This is a genomic window from Clostridium sp. DMHC 10 (assembly GCF_001270375.1).
Classification (GTDB): Bacteria; Bacillota; Clostridia; order Clostridiales; family Clostridiaceae; genus Clostridium_S; species Clostridium_S guangxiense.
This window is the reverse complement of the sequence record NZ_LGVB01000015.1, coordinates 2,557,077-2,582,803: the sequence shown is the minus strand read 5'-3', so window position 1 is coordinate 2,582,803 and position 25,727 is coordinate 2,557,077. Positions and strand designations below refer to the sequence as shown.

18 protein-coding genes and 3 pseudogenes are annotated in these 25,727 nt (G+C 31.0%); 12 read left to right on the top strand and 9 right to left on the bottom strand.

Annotated features, from left to right (window positions below; genetic code table 11):
- Positions 1–309: 309 nt before the first annotated feature.
- The 6 genes and pseudogenes from AGR56_RS14460 (at position 310) to AGR56_RS14435 (ending at position 7,648) form a co-directional block, all read left to right on the top strand.
- Entirely contained in the window at positions 310–1,515 is a 1,206-nt protein-coding gene (locus AGR56_RS14460; protein WP_053242819.1) for an extracellular solute-binding protein, read from the top strand.
- 68 nt (positions 1,516–1,583) lie between these two features.
- Entirely contained in the window at positions 1,584–2,465 is an 882-nt protein-coding gene (locus tag AGR56_RS14455; RefSeq protein ID WP_053242818.1) for a sugar ABC transporter permease, read from the top strand.
- A gap of 1 nt (position 2,466) precedes the next feature.
- Positions 2,467–3,366 carry a carbohydrate ABC transporter permease gene (locus AGR56_RS14450; RefSeq protein ID WP_242851467.1) on the top strand — a complete coding sequence of 300 codons (900 nt, stop codon included), beginning with the start codon at positions 2,467–2,469 and terminating at the stop codon, positions 3,364–3,366.
- Between the two features lie 18 nt (positions 3,367–3,384).
- Positions 3,385–4,406 (top strand): annotated as a pseudogene (locus tag AGR56_RS14445) (glycoside hydrolase family 130 protein).
- Positions 4,407–4,593: 187 nt separating this feature from the next.
- Positions 4,594–6,828: a YhgE/Pip domain-containing protein gene (locus AGR56_RS14440; RefSeq protein WP_053242817.1), complete on the top strand. Its 2,235-nt coding sequence runs from the start codon at positions 4,594–4,596 to the stop codon at positions 6,826–6,828.
- A gap of 82 nt (positions 6,829–6,910) precedes the next feature.
- Positions 6,911–7,648, top strand: a complete 738-nt coding sequence (locus AGR56_RS14435) for an HAD-IB family hydrolase (RefSeq protein WP_053242816.1) — start codon at positions 6,911–6,913, stop codon at positions 7,646–7,648.
- A gap of 408 nt (positions 7,649–8,056) precedes the next feature.
- Here the strand turns inward: AGR56_RS14435 and AGR56_RS14430 are convergent, their stop codons facing one another.
- A complete protein-coding gene (locus tag AGR56_RS14430; protein ID WP_053242815.1) occupies positions 8,057–8,833 on the bottom strand; it encodes a carbon-nitrogen family hydrolase in 777 nt (258 codons plus the stop codon).
- 349 nt (positions 8,834–9,182) lie between these two features.
- On the opposite strand from AGR56_RS14430, the pseudogene AGR56_RS14425 reads away from it, so the two are divergent.
- Together AGR56_RS14425 and AGR56_RS14420 are read left to right on the top strand one after the other, a co-directional pair.
- Positions 9,183–9,385 (top strand): annotated as a pseudogene (locus AGR56_RS14425) (cold shock domain-containing protein).
- Positions 9,386–9,725: 340 nt separating this feature from the next.
- Positions 9,726–12,139: pseudogene (locus AGR56_RS14420) on the top strand (glycogen/starch/alpha-glucan phosphorylase).
- A gap of 270 nt (positions 12,140–12,409) precedes the next feature.
- On the opposite strand, the gene AGR56_RS14415 reads toward AGR56_RS14420, so the two are convergent.
- The 6 genes from AGR56_RS14415 to AGR56_RS14390 form a co-directional block, all read right to left on the bottom strand.
- A complete protein-coding gene (locus AGR56_RS14415; RefSeq protein WP_053242814.1) occupies positions 12,410–13,003 on the bottom strand; it encodes a phosphatase PAP2 family protein in 594 nt (197 codons plus the stop codon).
- A 14-nt stretch (positions 13,004–13,017) separates the two neighbouring features.
- The gene (locus AGR56_RS14410) at positions 13,018–13,596 is read right to left on the bottom strand and encodes a phosphatase PAP2 family protein (protein ID WP_053243347.1); all 579 of its coding nucleotides are present in this window, start codon (positions 13,594–13,596) and stop codon (positions 13,018–13,020) included.
- A gap of 140 nt (positions 13,597–13,736) precedes the next feature.
- A complete protein-coding gene (locus AGR56_RS14405) occupies positions 13,737–15,107 on the bottom strand; it encodes an ATP-binding protein (protein ID WP_053242813.1) in 1,371 nt (456 codons plus the stop codon).
- On the bottom strand, positions 15,104–15,790 hold the full coding sequence (locus AGR56_RS14400; RefSeq protein WP_053242812.1) for a response regulator transcription factor: 687 nt from the start codon (positions 15,788–15,790) through the stop codon (positions 15,104–15,106). Before AGR56_RS14400 ends, AGR56_RS14405 begins: the two co-directional genes overlap by 4 nt.
- A 234-nt stretch (positions 15,791–16,024) precedes the next feature.
- The gene (locus tag AGR56_RS14395) at positions 16,025–19,780 is read right to left on the bottom strand and encodes a phosphoribosylformylglycinamidine synthase (RefSeq protein ID WP_053243346.1); all 3,756 of its coding nucleotides are present in this window, start codon (positions 19,778–19,780) and stop codon (positions 16,025–16,027) included.
- 398 nt (positions 19,781–20,178) lie between these two features.
- Positions 20,179–20,667 carry a hypothetical protein gene (locus AGR56_RS14390; protein WP_053242811.1) on the bottom strand — a complete coding sequence of 163 codons (489 nt, stop codon included), beginning with the start codon at positions 20,665–20,667 and terminating at the stop codon, positions 20,179–20,181.
- Positions 20,668–20,789: 122 nt separating this feature from the next.
- Between AGR56_RS14390 and AGR56_RS14385 the strand changes: the two genes are divergently transcribed.
- Positions 20,790–21,068: a DUF1599 domain-containing protein gene (locus AGR56_RS14385; protein WP_053242810.1), complete on the top strand. Its 279-nt coding sequence runs from the start codon at positions 20,790–20,792 to the stop codon at positions 21,066–21,068.
- Positions 21,069–21,095: 27 nt separating this feature from the next.
- The gene (locus tag AGR56_RS14380; RefSeq protein WP_053242809.1) at positions 21,096–21,803 is read left to right on the top strand and encodes a DUF434 domain-containing protein; all 708 of its coding nucleotides are present in this window, start codon (positions 21,096–21,098) and stop codon (positions 21,801–21,803) included.
- Between the two features lie 358 nt (positions 21,804–22,161).
- Here the strand turns inward: AGR56_RS14380 and AGR56_RS14375 are convergent, their stop codons facing one another.
- Together AGR56_RS14375 and AGR56_RS14370 are read right to left on the bottom strand one after the other, a co-directional pair.
- The gene (locus tag AGR56_RS14375) at positions 22,162–22,542 is read right to left on the bottom strand and encodes a phage holin family protein (RefSeq protein WP_053242808.1); all 381 of its coding nucleotides are present in this window, start codon (positions 22,540–22,542) and stop codon (positions 22,162–22,164) included.
- Positions 22,543–22,689: 147 nt separating this feature from the next.
- Positions 22,690–24,186 (bottom strand): glucosaminidase domain-containing protein, encoded by a 1,497-nt coding sequence (locus AGR56_RS14370; protein WP_053242807.1) that lies wholly within the window; start codon positions 24,184–24,186, stop codon positions 22,690–22,692.
- A 171-nt stretch (positions 24,187–24,357) separates the two neighbouring features.
- Here AGR56_RS14370 and AGR56_RS22105 point away from each other — a divergent pair, with 171 nt between their 5' ends.
- Together AGR56_RS22105 and AGR56_RS14365 are read left to right on the top strand one after the other, a co-directional pair.
- The gene (locus tag AGR56_RS22105) at positions 24,358–24,750 is read left to right on the top strand and encodes a fibronectin type III domain-containing protein (RefSeq protein WP_242851466.1); all 393 of its coding nucleotides are present in this window, start codon (positions 24,358–24,360) and stop codon (positions 24,748–24,750) included.
- 53 nt (positions 24,751–24,803) lie between these two features.
- Positions 24,804–25,682 (top strand): glycosyl hydrolase family 18 protein, encoded by an 879-nt coding sequence (locus AGR56_RS14365; protein WP_242851465.1) that lies wholly within the window; start codon positions 24,804–24,806, stop codon positions 25,680–25,682.
- The last annotated feature ends 45 nt before the right edge of the window (positions 25,683–25,727 follow it).

The window sequence follows — 25,727 nt, the reverse complement described above, 5'->3', positions numbered from 1 at the left end:
CTTTTGCATTAGCAATTTTTAAAATTGTGATACATGCCTCTTTTTATTTATAAAAATTTCTGTTGTCATGGAAAATGTAATGAAAAACGTTTTCAAGAGCTGAATTTATGTTAACAAAACTGAATAGATGTAATTTAAATGGTCAATATATAAAATTATAATATAAGTATCAGATGAAAATAACATAATTAATTAAAAGGATTAGTGTTTTATCATTTTGCATTTTAGAAAATGATATATTAACGCTAAAAGGGGGAATAAAAGTGTTAAAGAAAAAAAGAAATATTTTCAATTATTGTTAGTGCAGTGATGATGACATCGGTCTTGGCAGGTTGTGGTACAAGTAGTAGTGGCTCAAGTGATGCAAAAGTAACTTTAACTTGGGAAACAAATAGAACCGATATGGCAGGTACAACTCTTAAGGATTTAGCTGATAAGTATCACAAAGCACATCCCAATATAATAATAAAGATTGAATCTGAAAAAGACAGTGATGGAGTTATGAAGACAAAAGCAGCAGGTGGTGAACTTCCAGATTTGTCTTGTGTAATTGGTACAATGAAGAAACCTGATTATCCAAAATATTATGCTGATATATCAGATATAGGATATACCAAAGATAATTTAAACGTTTATGATAAAGGTGAATATGATGGAAAATTGTATGGTTTAAATACTACTGTAAGTTATACAGGTGTTTTCTATAATAAGCAATCATTTAAAAAAGCAGGAATAACTACTCCTCCAAAAACAATGGATGAATTTTATGCTGATTGCGAAAAATTAAAAGCAGCTGGTATGGTGCCATTTGCAAGTAACTATAAAGATGGGTGGCCTTTAGATCCATTCTCAAATAATCATGATCTTGCATGTGCACAAACAGGTGATGAAAACTATAATAATAGTTTCGCAACAAAAAATCCCTTTGATGATCCTAATGGTTTATTGTATGGATTTAAATTTATGAGGACAATGAAGGAAAAGGGTTACTTAGAAAAAGACTTAATGTCAACTAGCTGGGATAACTCAAAGAAAGCAATGGCTCAAGGAACCACAGCAATGACTTATCTTGGAACTTGGTTTCCACCACAAGTTGTACAAAATGGTGCAAAAGCAGAAGATATAGGGATGTTCCCATTCCCGGGATCAAAGGCATTGGTAATGAGTGGAGATTGGTGCTTGGGTATTGCTAAAAACTCTAAGCATATAACAGAAACTAAAGCATTCTTAAAATGGTTATTTGATGGCGCTAAATATCAAAAAGCATTAGATATTGCTTCTCCAATTAAAGGAGCAAAACAAAGCGTTCCAGGTTTAGATGAATTACTTTCATTTAACTTGCCTATAATAACAGAAAAAGCCACAGAAGACAAAGTTGATAAAACATGGAAGGAATCAGAAATTAATCTAGAACAGGATTTACAAAAATATATGATTACAAATGATCCAAATAGTGTAATTAAACAAGATAATGATAAATTTGCTGCGGCAAGAAAAACCGTTGGAAATGACTAAGATTGTTTTTATAAATAGGGAATCATAAAGATTCCCTATTTATAAAATATCAGAAAAGGAGGAAGTATATGTTTGGTAGTACAAGCATTAAAACACAAAGAAAAATAGTTATAGTCAGCTTTCTAATAATTCCAATAGCTATGCTAATAGTATTTTGCTATTATCCAGCTTTTAAACTTTTTCAATATAGTTTTACAAATTGGGATGGTCTTGATCCAAAACTTCATTATGTTGGATTTAAAAACTATGTGGACTTATTTCACGATAGCAAAGCGATAACTGCAGTGCTTAACAATGGAGCTTATTTAATTGTAATGTTTATCCAAACTGCACTTGCTATTTATCTTGCAATAATATTAAATGGAAAATTAAGAGGTAGGAATTTTTTTAAATCGGTACTTTTTTTACCATATATTTTAAATGGCGTTGCTGTTGCATTTATGTTTAGTTATTTATATGATGCAAATAAAGGACCTATAAATCAATTTCTTTCAATATTTGGTGTTCATGTTAAAACCTTTTTCCCTGCAAATTATATGGGAAATTTTTCATTAGCGTTTATAAGCATGTGGATGTATACAGGATTTAATATGGTTTTAATATTAGGAGCACTTCAGTCAATACCTAATGATGTTTATGAAGCAGCAAGTATTGATGGCGCAGGATTTTTGCAGACAGCCATATATATTACGATTCCTAACATAAAAAGTATTCTTGAATACTTATTATTTACAGGGATAAGTGGTTCACTTCAAGCGTATTTTCAGGTTTATGTAATGACAAATGGAGGACCAGCAGGATTAACAGATACTTTTGTAACTAAATCTTTATATTTGGCATTTAACGATAATAAATATGGTAAGGCATCAGCAATGAGCGTTATGTTATTAATTCTTGTTATTATTTTAATAGCTATTCAAAAGTTAGCATTAGGAAAGGATGAGGAATGATATGATAAATTTAAAGAGGAATGATATGGTGAAGTTAAAAAAGAACAAGCGACCTATACAAACCTCTACTGAAATACAAAGCCCAATAGGAAAAATTCTAAATTGGATATTATTGTTTGTCCTTGTACTTTTTATCCTTGTTCCTCTTGCTATAATAGTTATTGCATCTTTTAAGACAAACAGAGAGTATATGTATACAGGAGCTTTTGAGCTTCCAAAAAGTTTTTTAAACTTTGACAATTATAAAACAGTTTTTAGTACAGGACATTTATTATTGGCTTATGGTAATACAATTTTTTTAATTGTAGTTTCAGCTTTTATAAGTATTATACTTAATGCAGCTGCTGCATATGCAATTGCTAGATTTAATTTTAAATTTAAAACTGTAGTATTTGTTATGTTTTTTATACCTACATTAGTTCCTGTAGTATTAACACAAGTTCCATCTTTTGTTTTAATGAAAGATCTTCACGTATTAAATACTAGATGGGCAGGAATTTTAACATATATAGGAGCAGATATAATGCAGTTATATATGTATGTTCAATATATTAGTAAAATACCTAAAGCTTTAGATGAAAGTGCATTTCTAGATGGAGCATCATATTTTAAGATATTCAGATCAATAATACTACCACAGTTGAAGCCAGCTATTGCTACAATGCTTATTTTTAAAATCATAGCTGTTTATAATGATATGTTAGCACCTAACTTGTATATGAACGATCCATCATTAGCAGTTGTAAGTACAGCATTAATGAGATTTTCAACTAATCAAAATACTCAGTATAATCTTATGAGTGCGGCAATAATTGCAATTATGATTCCAACTTTAGTAGTATATATATTCTTACAAAAATTTATTTTCTCAGGAATTACAGATGGAGCTGTTAAGGACTGATAATAGGAGGGTTTTATTATGAGCAAAGTGAAGATTATAGGAGATAATTTAAAAAACATACCATGGCAGGATAAGCCGGCAAATTGTAACCATGTTGTATGGAGACATGAAGGAAACCCAATAATAGATTGGAATCCTACAAATAAGCTTGCAAGAGTTTTTAACAGTGCAGTTGTTCCCTTGGAAGATGGTTTTATAGGAATTTTTAGAGCTGAAGGAAAAAGTGGGAAACCACAATTATATATTGGAAGAAGTAAAGATGCAGTAAAATGGGATTTAGAAGATGAGCAAATTCACTGGAAGGATGAGAATGGAAATCCATATGAACCGAATTATTCGTATGACCCACGTCTAGTTAAGATAGAAGATGATTATTATATAATTTGGTGTACGGATTTTGGTGGTGCATCGCTTGCAGTAGGAAAAACAAGAGATTTTAAGGAATTTACAAGGCTTGAAAATCCTTTTATACCATTTAATAGAAATGGCGTCCTATTTCCGAGAAAAGTTAATGATAAGTATTTATTGTTAAGCAGACCAAGTGACAGCGGCATACGCCATTTGGAGACATATTTTTAAGTGAAAGTCCAGACATGAAATATTGGGGAAAACACAGAAGAGTTATGGCTAAAGGTGGAGCAAGCAGTTGGTGGCAGTCAGTAAAAATAGGTGCAGGAGCAGCACCAATTGAAACTTCAGAAGGATGGCTCTTATTTTATCATGGAGTTTCAAGCACTTGCAATGGTTTTGTATATAGTTTTGGAGCAGCTATTTTGGATATAGACAATCCATCTAAGGTTTTATATAGAACTAGAGATTATCTTTTAACCCCTGAAAAAGAATATGAAACTAGAGGATTTGTTCCTAATGTTACATTTCCATGTGCTACACTTTGTGATGCTGAAACTGGAAGAATTGCAATATACTATGGAGCTGCAGATACGTTCCTTGCACTTGCTTATACTACCATTGATGATCTTGTAGAATACATTAAATCAAATTCTGAACTTGTATCAGGAGACCAGGAAGAGTACAGGTAAAAGAATTTATAGTTTTAATTATATTGGCTGTATCTTAAATTAAATAAATTTAATTTCTATATAATGTAGAAAAAAAGATAAACTTCGCAAAATTTTGGTTTTTTGCGAAGTTTTATTTTTTGAGTTTTAGTTAAACATAGCTTTTAATTTAAAAAGTGTATACTAAGTCTAAAAGGGTGGTGTACATATGAAGAATTTTAAGATAAAAGATGAAATTAGAAATATAATTAAAATTTATTTTAGAGATATTAGAACTATCTTAACTAACTATGTTACATTCGGAATAATATTAGCCCTTATTGCTTTGCCATCACTGTATGCATGGTTTAATATAAAAGCCTGTTGGGATCCATATTCAAATACCAAGGGGTTATCTGTAGCTGTTGTCAATAAAGATAGAGGAGCTAGTTATAAAGAAACAAGCATAAATGCAGGAAGTGAAATTATAAGCCAGCTTAAAAGCAATAATAAAATAGGATGGAAGTTTACAGATGGTTTGGAGGCTTTAAATGGAATAAGAAGTGGAAAGTATTATGCCACGATAACTATACCTGAAAATTTTTCGAGGGATTTAATATCTGTGGTTACTGAGGAAAAACCAATAAGAGCAGAGTTAATTTATTCGGTAAACGAGAAGAAAAATGCTATAGCGACAAAAATTACAGATAAGGGCGCAGCTAGCTTAAGAGATGAAATAAATAAGGAATTTATAAAAACATCAAGTAATATGATTTTTAACTTTTTAAATAAATTTGGAACAGAACTGGAAAAAAATAAGCCTGCACTTCAAAGATTAGCGGATACAATCATTGACCTTGATAATAAAATGCCTGAGATATCAAGAAATATAGATAATACTTATTCAGGGGCAATAGTTCTTAAAAGCTATATAAAGACTGTTCAAGGCAACATACCAGTAATATCAGATACTTTAAATAGAACTTTAAGTATTGTAAAGACCAATGATAAATATTTAAGTCAGGTTAGAGCGTCTACAAATGTTATTGCTGCTGTTGTGAAGGCTGATGAGGAAATTGCCAGAGGTTCATCGGATACGATAAAAGGCCTTTTAAGTGGGGCACAGCAAATTAATACTTTGGATATGCCTAGTTTAATACAGGTTTTAAATACTGTAAAAACTAACTATGTAAATAGTTCAGCAAAGATAAGCAATGATATAAGTATGCTTCAATCTATGATTACAGGTCTTAGTCAATCGACAAGCGGACCTAATGTTTCTGCATCAAGCCTATCAGGAACTTTGAATCAATTTAAAGGAAGCTTAGCTAATATAAAAAATAAAATTGATTCCCAAGCTAATAATGCGGACAATGCAGTAAAGTTACTTCAGAATGGTTCTAACACTGTTGGAAATATACCTCTTAAGGATTTAATTCAAGATGCTCAAAATATATCTAATCAAATAGATAGTTTAATAAATCAATATGATAATGTTACAGCTCCTGCTATAAATAGTGCTGTGAATAGCTTCTCGGGAATATCTCAAAATACAATAACAATTTTAGAGGGAGCTCAAAATAATTTACCAGTTTTAAACAATTTGCTTGGAATTGCAAGTGGGCAAACTTCTTCAGGTATTATTGCTTTGCAAAATATAAAAAATAAATTTCCATCAATTGAAAGTGATGTACATTCTAGTGCTGATAGGTTAAGAAAACTTAATGCGGACGGACGATACGAAGAAATTGTAAGGATGCTTGAGAAAAATGCTATAGCAGAAAGTGACTTCCTTTCTAATCCAATAGATATTAAGGAAAATAGGATATTTCCTATTCCTAATTACGGTTCTGCTATGTCACCTTTTTATACTACGCTTGCAATATGGGTAGGAGCATTTATACTTCTTTCATTGTTATCTGTTGAACCTATGGAATTAAAAAATGGCACAAAACTAAGTTCAAGAGAAAAATTTTTAGGTAGATTTTTGACCTTTTCAACAATTACTACTGCACAGGCACTTGTAGTTAGCATAGGTGATATGCTTTTACTTAAGACTTATGTATTGTTTCCAATTTTATTTGTGATTTTCAGTGTATATGTGAGTATTGTATTTACGATGATAACTTATACTTTAGTTTCTGTGCTTAATAATATAGGAAAGGCAATTGTAATGATATTAATGGTGCTTCAGGTGTCTGCTTCAGGTGGTACATTTCCTGTGGAATTAATACCTCCATTTTTTAAAAATATAAATCCATTATTGCCGTTCACGTATTCTATAGGAGGTATGAGGGAACTGGTAGCCGGGATAGTGTTTTATGAACTATTATATAATATAATATTGCTGCTTATTTATTTTGTCGTATTCTTGATCATCGGGATTTTATTTAAAGAAAGAGCAAATAAGATAAATGAAAGATTTGTAAAGCAATTTAAAAGCAGCGGTTTAACTGAAGAATAAAAAATTTTAGTGGTAATTTTGTCAAATAAGTTATATTATATATAGTAAAAAATAATTTGTTAGTTGAATTGGTGGGGTGCAAATGAAAAATATAGGAGCTTTTTTTGATATAGATGGGACCTTGTATAGAGAGGGGCTAATAACGGAGGTTTTTAAGAAACTTATTAAATATGAAATTGTAAATCCTAAAAAATGGTACGAGGAAGTACAGCCGGAATTTAAGAAATGGGATACAAGGAAGGGGGATTATGATAATTACCTCCTTAAAATGGCGGAAATTTATATCGATGCAGTTAAGGGGCTCCATAGATCACAGGTAGAATTTATAGCAAGGCAAGTAGTTAGGCAAAAAGGTGATAGGGTATATACTTATACTAGAGATAGAATTAAATGGCATAAGGCGAATGGTCATAAGGTGATAACTATTTCTGGAAGTCCTCTTGAACTTGTAAAGCAGATGGCAAATAAATATGGGTTTGATGATTATAAAGGAGCGGAATATATATTTGGTGATAAAAATGGAATATATACAGGAGAAGTTATTCCTATGTGGGATAGTATAAGTAAGGACAAAGCTATAAAGGAAATGGAGACGAAATATAATTTGGATTTAACTAAAAGCTATGCATACGGTGACACAGCGGGGGATCTATCTATGCTTAAGGCAGTTGGAAATCCAATATGTATGAATCCAACAAAGGAACTTGTAAGTAAAGTTATGGAAGACAATATATTAAAAGAAAAAGTAAAGATCATCGTTGAAAGGAAAGACATGATTTATAGACTAACTCCCCAATGCCTAATCTGCGAAGGAGAGTAATCATACGCGGGGTTTGGGCGTACAATGTCATCAACTTAAGAAAAAAATTTGGATTTTATAAAAATCCAAATTTGTTTTTTAAATATATTTTTTATATGTTATATTTAAAGCAAAAAGGAGCTTCTTCTGATGGTAAAAAAACATGAGAGAATTATGTTAGTCTTTAAAGAAATACAAACAGGGGAAAGCTGTCGCTACAAAAAATCTTAAACTTAATGCACGCAAAGCGCTTAAAATATAGTGCTCAGCGTAGCTGACACTATTAAGTTCTAAGATTTACCTGAGAATAACGAAAGGTAAATCTACCTTCATTGTGCATTGTGAACTGTGAATTGTGCATTGAGCTAAATTCCAGTTTGTCAGCATGAATTGTGTATTAGCCGTTTTAATCTTCCATGTTGTCCATCTCTAAAATAGCCTTTTATACAGCTCTTCCCTTCTATCCTGTTTAAATCTAAACTTTTCTCTACACTTTCTAACTTCTTCTTTATCAATATCAGCTGTAAGAAGCTTTTCCTCATCTTTGCAGGTGCAAATTACCTTTCCATATGGATCTATAACCATAGAATCACCAGAATAATATAGCCCATCTCCTTCTCCAACTCTGTTTACTGCAGCAATGTAACATTGATTTTCAATAGCTCTTGCTTTTAAAAGTGTTATCCAATGTTCTCTCCTAGACTCTGGCCAATTTGCAATTACTAATATAACTTCAGCCTTTTTAGAAGCTGCCGTAAATATTTCCGGAAAGCGCAAATCATAACATATAAATGTAGAAAAATTTATATCATTTATATTAAAATATTTAATTTCTTCTCCTTTTATATAATACTTATCTTCTTCTCCATATGAAAATGGATGAATTTTTGTATACCTTGATATTTCACCTATATCAGGAGTGCATACTGAAAAATTATTTTTACCCATGTTATTCTTAATATCTACAAAGCCAAAACCCGCACATATATTATATTCCTTTGACTTTTCAGAGAACCATTTTACAGTTTCCAAATTCTTCTGGCCAATTTTATTTACATTCATAGAAAACCCCGTAAGCGTCATTTCTGGAAAAATCAATAAATCTACCTTTTCTTTTAATGCTTTTTCAAAAAATTTAATGCACCTTTTTTTAGTTTCCTCTTTATTTTCCCAAGCAATATCCATTTGTGCCAATCCAATTTTCAACCTAACACCACCCTTCTTTTAAATGTAGTCCCTGAAATATTAAAATTACAAATACTATAATTTCACAGGTAATTTTAAAAATCTTAGAGTAGAGAGTACAGTAAGCGTTGATTTACCTTTCGTTTCTCTCAGGTAAATCTTTGAACTTATATATTGTCAGCTGCGCTGATCACTATCTTTTACGGCATGCGCAAGCATTAAATTTAGATTTTTCCAAGCATAACGGAGAAAAATCAACCATCACTCTACTCTCTACTCTTTACTCTCTACTCTGCTTAAGATTATTTTACATTAATTTAATCATTTTTGCTAATACTAAGTATATCTTTAAATTTAATGGAGGTATAGAATGAAAATAGGAACAGTAAAATGGTTTGATCCTGAAAAAGGTTATGGATTTATTTCTTCTGAAGGAGAAGATGATGTATTTGTTCATTATTCATCCATAAAAGAAAATGGCCCTAAAAAACCTTAGATCAAGGTGAAGAAGTAAAATATGATGTTGTAAAAGGTTCAAAGGGACTACAAGCATCAAACGTTCAAAAGATGTAGCACAATCCTTTTTAGTTAAAATTCATTTCTAGTAAAACTATGCTAAAGGGGTTGTTGCACTAAATATAGATATTACAATTGAATTAATTCTTAGCGCGACAGCCCATTTCTTTAATATAATACAGACAGGTTCTGGTATTCCCACTTATTAAATATAATACAAATATAGGTATTATATACTTCGATAAACTTCATTGACTAAAATTCTCAAAAGTTGTAATATTACATCATAAGTTATTTAAAAACTTAAATAATTTTAACTATTATCAATAATTAATCTTTTCTTACATTTTACACTTCAAATTCAAAGGGGATTTATGATTAAAGGAGGTAATTTTATATGCAAATCGATAAGGAAACCTTAAAGAAGGATTTTAAAAGGAAGCTTACTGCTCTATATGCCGAAGATATTTCCAGTGCTTCGGATTTTCACAAATATTATGCTATTAGTTCTTTAGTAAAAGATTATAGTTCTGAAAAATGGATGAATAGTAATTATAGATATAGCCGCAAGGAGAAAAAACAGGTTTACTACTTTTCAATGGAATTTTTAATAGGAAGATTACTTGGAAGTAACCTTTTAAATTTAGGAATAAAAGATATGTGCAAGGAGGCTCTAGCAGAGCTTGGCATTAATTTAGATGAACTTTTAGAAGTTGAGCATGATGCTGGACTTGGAAATGGTGGACTTGGAAGACTTGCTGCTTGTTTCTTAGACTCAATGGCTTCTGTAGGAATACCAGGTCACGGCTGTGGAATAAGATATGATTATGGACTTTTTGAACAGAAAATAGTTAATGGATATCAAGTTGAAATACCTGATAATTGGCTAAAAAATGGAAATGTATGGGAAGTTAGAAGAGAAGATAAAGCAGTGGTTGTAAAATTTGGAGGAGAAGTTACACCTGTTTTAGAGAATGATAGATTAACTTTTAGGCATGAAAATTTTGAACCTGTTCTAGCTGTTCCTTATGATACTCCAATAGTAGGATATAAAAATGATACTGTAAATACACTTAGATTATGGAGTGCAGAAACACTTGATAAAGATTTTGATTTTGACTCCTTCAGCAGAGGCGAATATACCAAAGCAGTTGAACATAAATATTCTGTTCAATCAATATCCCAAGTACTTTATCCTGATGACACAAGACTTGAAGGAAAGATACTTAGACTAAAGCAGCAGTACTTTTTTGTAAGTGCAGGACTACAAAGTATAATAAGAACTTATAAAAAAATGCATAAGCCTATAAATAAACTGGATGAATACATTCAAATTCAAATAAATGATACTCATCCTGCAGTCGCAGTAGCTGAGCTTATGAGAATACTTGTAGATGATGAAATGCTAGACTGGGATGAAGCTTGGAGAATAACTACAAATATAATGTCTTACACAAATCACACTATTCTCACTGAAGCGCTTGAAAAATGGCCTACTAGTATTTTCAAAAAATTACTTCCTAGAATTTTTATGATAATTAATGAAATAAACGAAAGATTTTGTAAAGATGTTTATGCTAAATATGATGACTTAAATATAGTACATGATATGGCTATTATATGCGATGGTTATGTAAAAATGGCTTACCTTGCATTGTAGGAAGTCATTCTGTAAATGGAGTTGCAAAACTGCACACTGAAATATTAAAAGAAAGAGAACTTTCAAAGTTCTATAACTTCTTTCCTCAAAAGTTTAATAATAAGACCAATGGAATCACTCATAGAAGATGGCTTTTACAGTCAAATCCTAAACTTGCAAATTTAATAACAAAAAATATAGGTCAAAATTGGATAAAGGAACCAATAAAACTTATTAACCTTCTTTCATATTCAAAAAACAAAAATTTTCAGGATAAAATTTATGAAGTAAAACAAGCTAATAAAATTCAATTTGCAAATTACTTTAAAAGCAAACACAATATTACCATAGATCCTAATTCTATTTTTGATGTACAGGTAAAAAGACTCCACGCATACAAAAGGCAGCTTTTAAATATATTTAATATACTTGATCTTTACTATAGGCTCAAAGATAATCCTAATCTAGATATTGTCCCAAGAACATTTTTCTTTGGTGCAAAGGCTGCTCCTGGATATTATCTTGCAAAACAGACAATAAAGCTTATTAATACAGTTGCTGACCTTGTGGACAATGACCCTGCAGTAAATGGCAAAATCAAAGTCATATTTTTGGAGAATTATTCTGTATCTCTAGCTGAAAAAATAATACCAGCTGCTGACGTAAGCGAGCAAATATCTACCACAACTAAAGAAGCTTCTGGAACTGGAAATATGAAACTTATGATGAATGGAGCTATTACCATTGCAACTCTTGATGGTGCAAATGTTGAAATACGTGATCAAGTTGGTGATGACAATATAGTTATATTCGGCATGAGAAAAGATGAGGTTATGGAATATGAGAAGAAGAAAAATTATAATTCAACAGAGTACTACAATAAAGATCCAAGACTCAAGAAAATACTTGACAATTTGGTAAATGGATCCTTAGGAGTACCTACTTCTGAATTCTCAGATATACACAAATATCTTATTGCAAATAATGATCAATTCTTCGTTCTTAAAGATTTTGCTTCCTATATAGATGCTCAAAATAAAATAAATGAACTTTATAAAAATCAAAGCAAATGGCGTGAGATGTCCATTATTAATATAGCTCATTCAGGAGCATTTTCAAGTGACAACACCATCAGAAAATACGCCAGAGATATATGGAGAGTAGTGAATTAACAGTGCTTTGTAAAGATAATCCACCTTGAAACTTGAAATTTATTTGTAACAAAATACCGTCTTCTGGGCATTATGTTGCACATAAATTTCAATAGTTGAAGCGGTTTATCTATAGCATTAAAAAAATCCATAAATCTAAGGTTAAAAAATTGTAAAATACTAAGATATTTCAATAACTCGTTATCACTCAGACAGATTGAAATATCTAAGCATTTTACAAATTTTTCCACCAAGATTTATTGAACTTTTTTTAAATCGTTCCTTACTTCATTAACTGTTTCTTATTTTCTCCAATAACTTGCTACCAAAACTCACCATTAACTTACTTTCAATTTTGCCATACAATTCTTCAACTTTATCTTTCAATTTAAAATTATAAATATATGTTGATACAAAAACAATTATATATGCCCCTATAACATCTGAAGGATAATGCTGTCCAACATACACCCTTGAAAATCCAACTATAAACGATAATACAATAAATATAATTCTAAAAGCTTTGCTATATCCCTTTAACCCAAGAGCTATACTCATTGTGCCTGCCGCATGATCGCTAGGAAACGATGCATCTTTTACATGCGGAAATAATAAATTCACTTTATTATGAACAAATGGCCTATCAACGTAATATATTCCACCAATTATAAAGTTTATAATTAAATTAATTATAGTAATAATTAAAGTGCTAATAGCTGCTTTTCTATAATTTAAGCTATTATTTTTAATTCCAGTAATAAATACGAATACAATAGCAAGCATAAATATATAGGGTACGTATTTTGAAAAAAATATCATTGTCAAATCTAAAGCATGATTTTTACCTGCCATATTATTTATAAATCTAAAAATTGTCATATTCATTTTTTACATCCTTTCTAAAATATATTATTATATAGAGCAATAAATCTTTGCATATATCCATTATCTTGTAGAACTACAAAAATTATTTTTGAAAATAATACTCCAAGTATAATCCCTGCTATAACATCCGTTGGATAGTGCACAAACAAATACACTCTGGACAATGCAATCAAACATGCAATGGCCATAAATATCAATTTATATTTAACAAAATACATTGATAACACTTCTGCAACAGCAAATGAGGATAATGTATGTCCAGAAGGAAAAGAATAAGATATTGGCTTTGCAATCAACAATTTAATGCTAGTTTGCTTATTATAGGGCCTAGCACGTCTTACTATATGCTTAATAATACCCTCACCAACAATTGAACTTATAATCAACGTTAGTATTACCATGTAGCCTATTAACTCATATGGTTCATTTAATATTAAAGCAGCAGCCATAACTATCCAAATGACACCTAAATTCCCCATATTCGTTATCATGGGCATTAATTTATCTAAGTATTTATTCTGAATATGATTTTTAATAAAAAATAGAATATAATTATCAAAACTGTTTACTCTTCTTTTTATAGTCAAATACATATAAACACCTTCTCCATAATAAAATTTCCTTACAATCATTTAACCTCAAATTCACTATGATGTATATTATCAATCCAAAAGATTAAAATCACATTAAAATTAAAGAAAAAATAAAGCGAACATACAAAAGTATATCCACTTTATAATATCTTTAAATTTACAATTATTTTTGTGCCTATTCCATCTTTACTTTCTACCTCTATAGTTCCATTATGCATAGCTGCTATATGTTTAGCTATAGATAAACCCAGCCCCGTTCCGCTGCTCTCCCTCGATCTAGATTTATCTACAGTATAAAATCTATCAAATATCTTTCCAATTTCGTTCTTCGGTATACCGCTCCCATTGTCACTTACAATTAGCTTGACGTTATTTCCTTGTACTACTGAGCTTATATCAATTTTCCCATATTGTGGCGTAAACTTAATACTATTATCAATAAAAATCCTGAGCATTTGTTTTAACAATCTGTAATCTGCCAAAACTTTAATATCTGCATTTTCACCATTGGTTATTGCTATTTTTTTTGTTTCTGCTACCTTAGTTTCTTCCACCACTTCATCTATCAGCTGTTTTAACTTAAATTGATTTTTTTCCATCATTAAGATTCCGTTGTCATTTCTTGCAAGAAAAAGCAGCTTTTCAATTAATTCAGCCATATTTACAGTCTCTAATTTAATGGCTTTAATTGATTTTTCTAATGCTTCCCTATCATCTTTTCCCCACCTATCAAGCAAATTCGCATAGCCTTGAATAACCGCTATTGGAGTTCTAAGTTCATGAGAAGCATCTGATACAAATTGATTTTGCTTTTCAAAGGATTCTTGAAGCCTATCAATCATATTATTTAAAGTACATGAAAGTTTTTTAAGTTCATCATTAGGTCCTTCAGCGTTTATGCGCTCTTTTAGATTGTTAATACTTATATCTTCTGCTGTTTTTGTTATGTTTTCAATAGGCTTAAGCATTCTTCTGCTTGTTATATATCCTAATAAAACAGATAAAACTATACCAACAAAATCTGCTAATGCCATAAAGACAAACAATACCGTTAAAAAGTCATATTCGCTATCCATATTTTTAACTACTTGTAAAAATACTATTCCATAGCTTTTGTTTTTAAATTCTACATTTTTATACTGAAGATGCTTATCCTTTTCTTCTAAGTGGCGTACTTTGTTGTAAGGCTTTTTAATTTTTACTTGATAATTAAATTTATTTGACTCATTTATTAATTTACCATCTGAAGCTATTATCCTTATATGCATATTTTCATTAGCTGGTACATCATAAAATAAATTTTTATCTTTTAAATCAGCCTTATATGTTAACTTAGGGAAAATAATATTTGTAATGTCATTTACCTGCTTAGTTGCTTGATTATTTAAATAGTACTTAATCCCATAGAGAACAGTTGCACTCAATATTAAAAGTACAAATGAAAATGTAAATGCGTAAATAGTAGTTATTTTTACAGATATTTTAGCTTTGCGTATAAAATTTAATCTCACTTTTTATCTCCCCTAATGACATAGCCAACTCCTCTTACAGTGGTAATAAGCTTATCTTCATATCCATCATCTATTTTACCGCGAAGATATCTTATAAATACATCTACAACATTGTCTCCACCAATATAATCATAACCCCAAATTTTTTCAATTAACTGTTCTCTAGTTAAAACTATATCTTTATTAACTAAAAGAATTTCTAAAAGATCATATTCCTTTTTTGTAAGCTCAATTAATTTGCCAGCTCTTGTAACTTCATGAGTATCTCTATTCATTACAATATCCCGAATCTTAATTTCATTTTTATTTGTTTTAGGAGAATTTTTTCTTCTAATAACTCTTATTCTTGCAAGCAGTTCTTCAATCGCAAATGGTTTAGTAAGATAATCATCAGCTCCAGTGTCAAGCCCTTTTACCTTATCCTCCACATCTCCTCTAGCCGTTAACATTATAATAGGTATATCTGAAAATTCCCTAACCTTCTTACAAATTTCCATACCATTTAAACCCGGAAGCATTATATCAAGTAATACTAAACTATATTCTCCGTTTTCAATCTTTTTAAGTCCTTCTCTTCCATCATACGCCGTATCAACATTATAACCTTCGTGAACAAGTTCCATCTCAATGAACATTGCCATTTGTTTTTCATCTTCAACTAAAAGTATTTTATACTTACTCATACCATCAACCTCTTACGTAAAAACATAAACATTTATATTATTATACACCATTTCTGCAAAAGTGTAATAAAGGTATATTTGTAATACTATAAAAAAAATGGGGCTGTCACACTAAAAAAAATTGTGAAGCAATCATAATAGTGAAGGGTTTTAACGAGCAAAGTGAGGTTAAAACCCTTCACTTTAGTTAGTTCGCAATTTTTTATATTTAGTGCGACAGCCCTATTTTTTAATTTATTTAAAGTATTCTACTCCGCTCTTAAATATCTTCTGATCTTGATTTCCAAATATATTTTTATAAGTATTACTTGAAAATCTTTCTGAATGGGCCATTTTCCCAAGTATTCTTCCGTCTGGACTTGTTATACCTTCTATTGAGCAAACAGAACCATTAGGATTAATTTTAGTATCATAACTTAAGTTTCCGTCTAAATCAACATATTGAGTTGCAACTTGACCACTTTCCATAAGCTTTTTCGTAAGTTCTAAGCTACAAGCAAACCTTCCTTCACCATGTGAAACAGGTATGCAATGTATATCTCCTTTTTCTACATTTGAGAACCAAGGCGATTTTGTTGAAACAATTTTAGTGTATACCATTTGTGATACATGTCTTCCTATAGTATTGTAAGTTAAAGTAGGACATTTATCATCTATTTCTCTTATCTCCCCGTATGGAACAAGACCAAGTTTTATAAGTGCCTGGAAGCCATTACAAATTCCTAGCATAAGTCCGTCACGTTCATTTAATAATTTCATAACCTCATCTTTAATTCTTTCATTTCTAAATACAGCTGCTATAAACTTTCCAGAACCATCTGGTTCGTCTCCAGCACTAAAACCACCTGGAAGCATTATTATTTGAGATTTTTTTATTTCCTTTACAAATTCCTCTATAGAAGCTTCAATATCACTTTCCTTTAAGTTTCTAAATACAACTGTGCTGACTTCTGCCCCAGCTTTTTCAAAAGCTTTTTTAGAATCATATTCGCAGTTTGTACCAGGGAATACGGGTATAAATACCTTTGGCTTTGCAATCTTGTTTAAAATGCTTACTTTTGTATTATCATACTTAGGCTCTACATTTATTTCTATCCTTTCCTCTACTTCAGCTTTTGTAGGGAATATCTTTTCAAGAGTATTTGTCCAAGCTGCATAAGCTTCTTTTAAGTCAATTACAGTTTTTCCAAGGTCAACTTCATATTCTCTTTCAGTTGTTCCAAGTTCAACATACTTAGTTTCTCCAAAAGCTTCTTTTAAATCTAAATCTGAAGAAAGTTCAAGTATTATTGAACCATAATCTTCTGTAAATAAATCTACATTTGAAGCTTCATTTAATTTAAAGCCTATTCTATTACCAAATGCCATTTTGCTTACTGCTGCACAAATACCACCATTTCTAACACTTTGAGCACTAAGAACACAGCCTTTTTCCATAAGTTCATGAACCTTATCAAAATTTGCTTTAAGTTTATCAAATACAGGAAGTTCATTTTCATCCCTTAAAGCTTTAACTAAAACTACCCTATTTCCAACTTTCTTGAATTCTGGTGATATTACCTTGTTAACATTTAAAACATTAACTGCAAAAGAAACTAAAGTTGGAGGTACAGTTAAATCCATGAAAGTTCCAGACATACTGTCTTTTCCCCCAATTGCAGGAGTTTTAAATTCTTTTTGAGCATAAAGTGCACCAAGAAGTGCTGCAAAAGGTTTTCCCCATTTTTCTTCATCTTTATTAAGTCTTTCAAAATACTCCTGGAAAGTAAGTCTTGATTTCTTGTAATCTCCTCCCATACACACAATTTTAGTAAGTGATTCAACTACAGCAAACATGGCACCGTGGAAAGGACTCCATTCTCCTATTTTAGGATTGTATCCATAAGTCATTAAGCTTCCTGTTGTAGTATCCCCTTCAAGTACAGGAAGTTTAGCTGCCATACCTTCAGCAGGTGTTTCTTGATATTTTCCACCAAAAGGCATTAAAACTGTTCCTGCTCCTATAGTGCTGTCGAATCTTTCAGAAAGTCCTTTTTGACTGCATACATTTAAATCAGAAAGAGTATTTAACCATTTTTCCTTTATATCTATTGAATTTTCTTCCTTATCAAAATAGCTTTGCTTTTCGCAAGGCGCCTGTACAAATACATCTGTATTTTGCCTAACACCATTTGTATCAAGGAATTCTCTTGTAATATCAACTATAGCATTTCCTTTCCAGAAAAGCTTAAGTCTTTTACTATCTGTTACCTTTGCCACAACTACAGCTTCAAGGTTTTCTTTTTCAGCATATTCTACAAACTTTTCAGCATTTTCTTTAGTTACTACAACTGCCATTCTTTCCTGAGATTCTGAAATTGCAAGTTCTGTTCCATCAAGACCTTCATATTTTTTAGGAACTAAATCTAGGTTTATATCAAGTCCATCTGTAAGTTCTCCAATAGCTACAGAAACTCCACCAGCTCCAAAATCATTACATCTTTTTATCATAGTGCTTACAGCTTTGTTTCTAAATAATCTTTGAAGTTTTCTTTCAGTTGGCGCATTTCCCTTTTGAACTTCAGCACCACAAGATTCAAGTGAGCTTACTGTGTGTTCCTTTGAAGAACCTGTTGCTCCACCGCAGCCATCTCTTCCAGTTCTACCACCAAGTAAAACAACTACATCAGAAGGCTTTGGCTCTTCTCTTACAACATTTTCCTTAGGTGCAGCAGCAATTACAGCTCCAACTTCCATTCTCTTTGCTATAAAGCCTTCATCATAACATTCTGAAACCTGCCCTGTTGCAAGACCTATTTGGTTTCCATAAGAACTGTATCCATGAGCTGCCCCAAGAGTTATTTTCTTTTGAGGAAGTCTTCCCTTTGTTGTATCTTCTATTCTTGTTCTAGGATCTCCACTTCCTGTAACTCTCATAGCCTGATATACATATGATCTTCCGGATAATGGATCTCTTATTGCCCCACCAAGGCATGTAGCAGCACCACCAAATGGCTCAATTTCTGTTGGATGGTTATGAGTTTCATTTTTAAACATAACTAGCCATTTTTCAGCTTTACCATTTATATCTGCATCAACAACAATGCTGCAGGCATTTATTTCATCAGATGCATCAAGGTCATCAAGATATCCATTTTTTCTAAGAGCTTTCATGCCAATAACAGCTATATCCATTAAGCATAACTCTTTCTTTTTATCTCCATAAACTTCTTTTCTTGTTTCAAGATAATCTTCATAAGCAGCCTTAACTACCTTTGTATACTTTCCATCCTCAAACTTTATATTATTTAATCTAGTTTGGAAAGTTGTATGTCTACAATGATCTGACCAATACGTATCTATAACCTTTATTTCTGTAATTGTTGGATTTCTTTTTTCTATATTTTTGAAATACTCTTGAGTAAACTTTAAATCATCAAGACTCATTGCAAGTCCTCTATCTTTTAAGAATGCTTCAAGTTCGCTTTCACTAAAATTCATGAATTTTTCAATTGTTTCAACAGTATCTGGAAGATTATATTGAACTTTTAATGTAGAAGGTTTTTCTAGGGATGCTTCTCTTGAATCTACAGGATTAATTAAATATTTCTTTATTTTGTCAAAATCACTTTCGCTTACATTTCCTTTTAATACTATTACTCTCGCAGAAATTATTGTCACATTTTCCTTGCCTGTAAGTATCTGCATACACTGCGCTGCCGAGTCTGCCCTTTGATCATATTGTCCTGGTAAAAATTCCACTGCAAATATCTTTTCATTCTTTTCCACATTTATTTTTTCATCATAAGCTTCATCTACTGTGCTTTCTGAAAATACTATTTTCTTCGCAGCTTCATACTCCTTATCAGTTATGCCAGACACATCATATCTGTTAAACACGGATACTTTTTCAAGTCCATCTATGCCCAGATTTTCTTTAAGATCTTTAAGAATTCCTTTTGCTTCAACATCAAAGCCGTCCTTCTTAACAACAAATATTCTTCTAACCATCTCTTTATCAAGCATAATCTACATTCTCCTTAACTTTTACGAACATTTTTTTATTAGTAAACAATATAATTCGTATTGATGTAAATATTATAATACAAATTTATAAAAATTTAAAGTATTTTAAGCAAAAAAGCAAAGTAACAATGCTGAAGGAACAGTTTAAAAAAATCCTATAAATCTTAGTAAAAAATTATAAATACTTAGATATTTCAATCTGCTTGAACATTTTCACAGCAAGTTATTGAAATATCTTAGGACTTTATGATTTTTTCACTTTAGATTTATAGGATTTATTATTAAAAGTGCTTTTATATTATTCTAGAAGGATAATGGCTTACGCCCAAACCCCGCATAAGTGTATGTGACGAAGTATTGTTACTTTGTGTAACATTTTCCATTTACATTATGATAGGTTTTAACATTATCTTTTCCATCAACATTCTTAAGAATAACAGTGGATTGTATTTCGATAAATGCATTTTTATTTCTTTTATATCCTTTTCGCTGTACGTGCTTAAATTTATATTAGCTTTAGTATTATTCTTTAATTTGATTTCTATAAGCTTATCCCATTTTGGAACAAGTATGCTTTCAACTTCACTAAACCTAATTTCCGTTTTTCTTATGGGGAAACCACTATATATAACTACCTTTTCACAGTTAATCTCCAAATCTGGCAAGCTTTTATTTTTTACCATTCTATATCTATATATAGTACAGCTAACATCATATAATACATATACAATTACTACTACTATAAAAATCATTGCAACCTTTGACTGCTTATTTTTTAAAATTACAGTTATTGAAAGTATAATTAGGATGACATCAGCTATCAAATATTTATAATCATTTTTTGAAGTAAAGGTTTTAAAATCGCTATCCACACTGTCTCCTCCAACTTATAAAAATTTTTTTTAAAATTTCATTATTTATTATACCATATTGAAAAAAGTTATTGTATAATATTTTAAAATAGCAATAGTGCTAAAGGAAAGGAGTTTTACATATGAATAAAGTGGATAAACACAAGGAAATATGTGAAAAACTTAATAAGCTTTATGCTGCTAAAAATAAGGACTATGGTGATAGCTTTGGTAAAGGTTTTGATGAATATGGGCCAATAATGTCCGCCATAAGACTAGATGATAAACTTCAAAGATTTAAGCAGCTTATAAAAAACGACGCTGAAGTTAAGGATGAGAGTATAATAGACACACTTATGGATCTCGCAAATTACAGCATAATGACCATAATTGAACTTGAAAAAGACAAAGAGGTGTCTTAAATTGGATGAAGATAACGATTTTTTTCATTGAGAACAGCTAATCGTGGAGTTGATTTCCAGGATTCAAGATGGTTCTCCGAAAAAGAAGTCATAAGATTAAAGAAAGCTCAAGAGGAAATATTCTGGCTTCTCAATAGAAATTATAATACAAATTCTATAATGAATTTTGTTGGAGGACATTATCAATTTTCTATTCGCCAGCGTCAAGCATTGAAACGTTCTACTGGTTCAAAGAAAGATATAGAAAAAAGAATTTCAAAAATTATTTCCTGTGAAAATATAAAAAATGATAACATTTATATAGATGGTTTTAACCTCATAATAACCCTTGAAGTAGCCCTTTCAGGTGGTATACTTGTAGTTGGAAACGATGGAGCAGTAAGAGATATTGCAGGTATTCAAGGCAGCTATCACCTAATAGATAAAACAGATAGAGCTCTAGAAATAATAGGTGAAGCTTTTGACGATTTTAAAGCTACAAATGTCAAATTTTTTCTTGATTCCCCTGTTTCAAATTCTGGCAGACTTAAAGAAAGAATACTCCTTCACTCCATTTCCTGGAATTGCAATATAAGTGTTGATCTTGTCCCAAATGCTGATAATATACTTTGTGATATGGGAAGAATTGTAACCTCTGACTCAATAATACTTGACAAATGTAAAAGTTGGTTTAACCTTACGCGAAAAATAGTAGAGGATTACGTGCCAAATGCAAGACTTGTAGATTTAACATAGAAAAAAGGCTGCTGCACTAAAATTGATAAGCCATAATTTATAAAGATTGCGAACCTTAAACCAGAGTACAGATTACAGAGCACAAAGTACAGTGAAGGATGATTTTCTTCCGCTTTGCTACAGAAAGTCTAAAACTTATTGCTGATGCCATTTATAGATAATGCATTATTGCGTTCATTCAGTCGGCTAAGCATCATACTGTGTTTTTATATAATTTTAGATTTATCTGACGGGAGGAGGATAAATCAACATTCACTGTACTCCGTACTCTGTCCTCTGTACTCTGATTAAGTTAGTTGGTATTCTTTTTAAATTCTGACTACATATATTTAGTGTAACAGCTTTCTTTTAACAATTGCTACATCGCCCTTCCTGGAATAACTGCATCTATTATTCCAATAACAAGAGCTGCTAATATTGCCCCTAATATTGATGCCCTCATGTTAGGGACTAAAAATTGAGTTAAATATATTATTATAACTGAAATTACAAATCCTTTTAATCCTTTTCCAAAAGGTGATGCATCAACACCCATAAAGGATTCAACAAAATAATCTACTACTGTTATAATAACTGCTGCTAACAGGAATGACCACAATCCTCTAATGCTAAAACCAGGTGTCAAAAATGAAGTTATAGCTAATATAACAGCTGTAAGAGCTAATCTTCCAAGCCATTGTGCAAAGCCACCACCGCTTGAACGTTGTACTTTTTTATTGTCATTGTTACTATCTGCCATAGTAAAATCCCTCCTAAAAAATCAATAAATATTAAGAATATATTTATATTGCCCATATTATTGATAAATATAATACATTTTTAAAATTTTTTAAGGAAGAAATTATTCATAACGCAGCTTTATATCCATGTTTTATTATATATATTATTATTGAAACTTTGGTATTTCATAAGTTATTACATTTTTATCCAAAATTTGCTTAAATGAATTATACATTGATTTAGAAATAGTGTAAGCCCATTCTACATCTGTAGCATATTGATAAGATGCAGGATATGATGGATTCCATTTCATAGCATAGAGAGTTTTTCTATCAGAATACACAGGGGTTGCACTATAAATATAATTTTCAGCTATAAATTTAATTCCGCCTTCTATGGCATCCTTTGGAGTAAACCATCCATTATCATAGGCATATTGGGAACCATGCTTTTCAGGATCTGAGTCATCAGCCCTTATCCCAAAAAAATTATATGTGCTTTTACCATTTACTTTTATGTTTCCAGAAGAAAGATTTGATGTTCCATTGCTACTCTCATGAAGTGCATGATATAGCAGATATACAACATTAATCTTATATTTATTTGCGGCATCAATAAATGTTTGTCCCATTCCTTCCAAGGTCCCTTTTCCTTTAAGTACTGCATTTAAATCATCAGCAGTTACATTATCCAAAGTTTTATCGATTTTCATGAACATATACTTTCCAACATCATCCATAAAATTATCTGGATTCATATAATATGAAATAATATTCTTGCTTGCAGAAGTCCAGTAAGTTCTTATTTCATATTTAGAAGAATTTGAGGTAAACTGTTCATTTACTATTTTATCCAAAGCAATACTGTAATTTTTATTAGTTATATTTTGCATGCCAGAGCTTACCATCGTGTTTGAAACACATCTAAAGTAATTTGTGTAGTAATTATCAAAATCCGTATTTCCATCCTCGTGGGTTCCAATCATATTGTTTTGATTTTTAACATATACTACAACTTTATAATCTCCTTCATCAATTGGTTTATCATACTGAAAGTTAAAGGTAGCTGCATCAACAGCATTTGTATATCCATTTGTAATCTCTCTGTAATTTTCAAATCTATATCCCACATAATTAAATTTATATAGAAATATTCTGTACTTTACCTTATCCCCTGAAGATTTTATGTTCAATAAAAGCTTGTCATTTACTGATAACGTTTTGTTTAAGATACTGCATGAATAAATCACAGGACCGCCATCGTATTTTGTACCATCAACCATAGTTGAACTCACAGTAAAATCCATTTTTATAGGTTTGCTTAAAACTTTTCCATCCTGACATTTTACATCTTGGCTTACATTTAAAGTGTAAGTTTTCCCAGGTACATACCCAAGTGTTGGAAGTTCAACAATTACTGCTCTTGAATCACTTTTATCAGTTTTTACCTTTACTCCAACATCTCTAGTACTATCCATAACCTTAAAATTGCTAGAATTAATTGATTCAGGATCTATCGGTTTATTAAATGTAATTTTCCATTCTTTATTCATGTCAACTTCTGTTTTAGTCGGAAAAGTATCCACTTCCACTGCTTGTACAGTTTTAGACATAAGAACTAAAAAAGCAAAAATAACCACGACTAATAATTTTTTCATTCCCATTTTTAAAACCCCCGCTTAACCTTATATATATAATATTATACTAAATTTATAAATTATCATAGTAATAATTTTATTAATGAAATTTAAGGCTTATAACCACTTATTTTCCAGCAATTTTTTGTCGTTTTTAGTCGATATATCTGTTAATATATAAAAAAGGAGTGATTTACAATGAACTGCTGCAAAAAACTTTTTATGATTTTAGTTGTGATTGCTGTACTTATTTTAAACCCGAACTATATTTTAGCTAAGTCTCCTAACAAATCAAGTTCTGTTCCGATAGCTCCAACTTTGCTTACATATTCTAACTTAACTTCAAGTGAAGCTACGCTAAATTGGACAAGTTCCTATAGTGCGGTCGGCTATAAATTGTACAGAGCAACCCCATATGATTCAAATTATACTTTAATAGCCACATTAACTACTAATAGTTATAAAAACGTATCCTTAAAGCCAAACACAACCTACTGGTATTTTGTTAAGGCTTATAATTCTTATGGTACTTCTTTAGATTCTAAGCATATAAGCCTTACAACTTCTGGGCTATCTACTTCGAAAAACTAGTTTTAGGCTATACTACTTATTATTATTCCGGTGATACTTCTTCTTATAACTCAATGGTATCAAATACCTCAACCTTGGATGAAGTTGCAACAAATACCTATACAACAGATAGTTATGGGAATATTTCAGGATTAGTACCGTTAAATCAAATTACCTATGCAAATAGTTACGGAATTAAAACTTTTGCCATGATAACAAATAACTTTGATGGAGCAATAGGAAAAACATTATTAGAAAGTTCCTCAAATAGAACAAGGCTTATAACCAACATCTCAAATGCATTAAAAACCAATGGTTATAAAGGTGTTAACATAGATCTTGAAGCTATATACTACTATGACAGAACTTACCTTACAACCTTTATGAATGAACTTTACAATACTCTTCATACTCAAGGTTTTTATGTAACAATAGCAGTTCCTGCAAAGACCAGTGATAGTTCAAGTGCTTCCTGGAGCGGCGCTTATGATTATGCTGCACTTTCAAATGCTTCTGATCAAATCGTACTAATGACTTACGATGAACATTATCCTGGTGGAACATATGGTTCTATAGCTTCTATCGGATGGGTAGAGAATGTAATCAAATATGCTTCCTCAGTTATACCAAGAGGAAAAATCTTACTTGGAACTGCAGCTTATGGGTATGATTGGTCATCAAGTACAGCAAAAGCCTATGGCATCTCTGGAATCTATAACTTAGCCTTAACTACTGGTAGCACAATAAATTGGGATTATATATCTCAAACCCCTTACTTCAACTATATTAGCTCAACTGGAATTAGCCATAGTGTATGGTTTGAAAACGCTCAAAGCTTAAATTACAAGCTTAATTTAGTAAATTCATATAATTTGTCCGGCATAGCTATCTGGAGACTTGGACTTGAAAATACCGATTATTGGACAAGCATTAAAACAAAATTCAACAGATAATTAATTGTGAAGTAACAATGCTTCGTCACGTTAAAAAAATCCTAT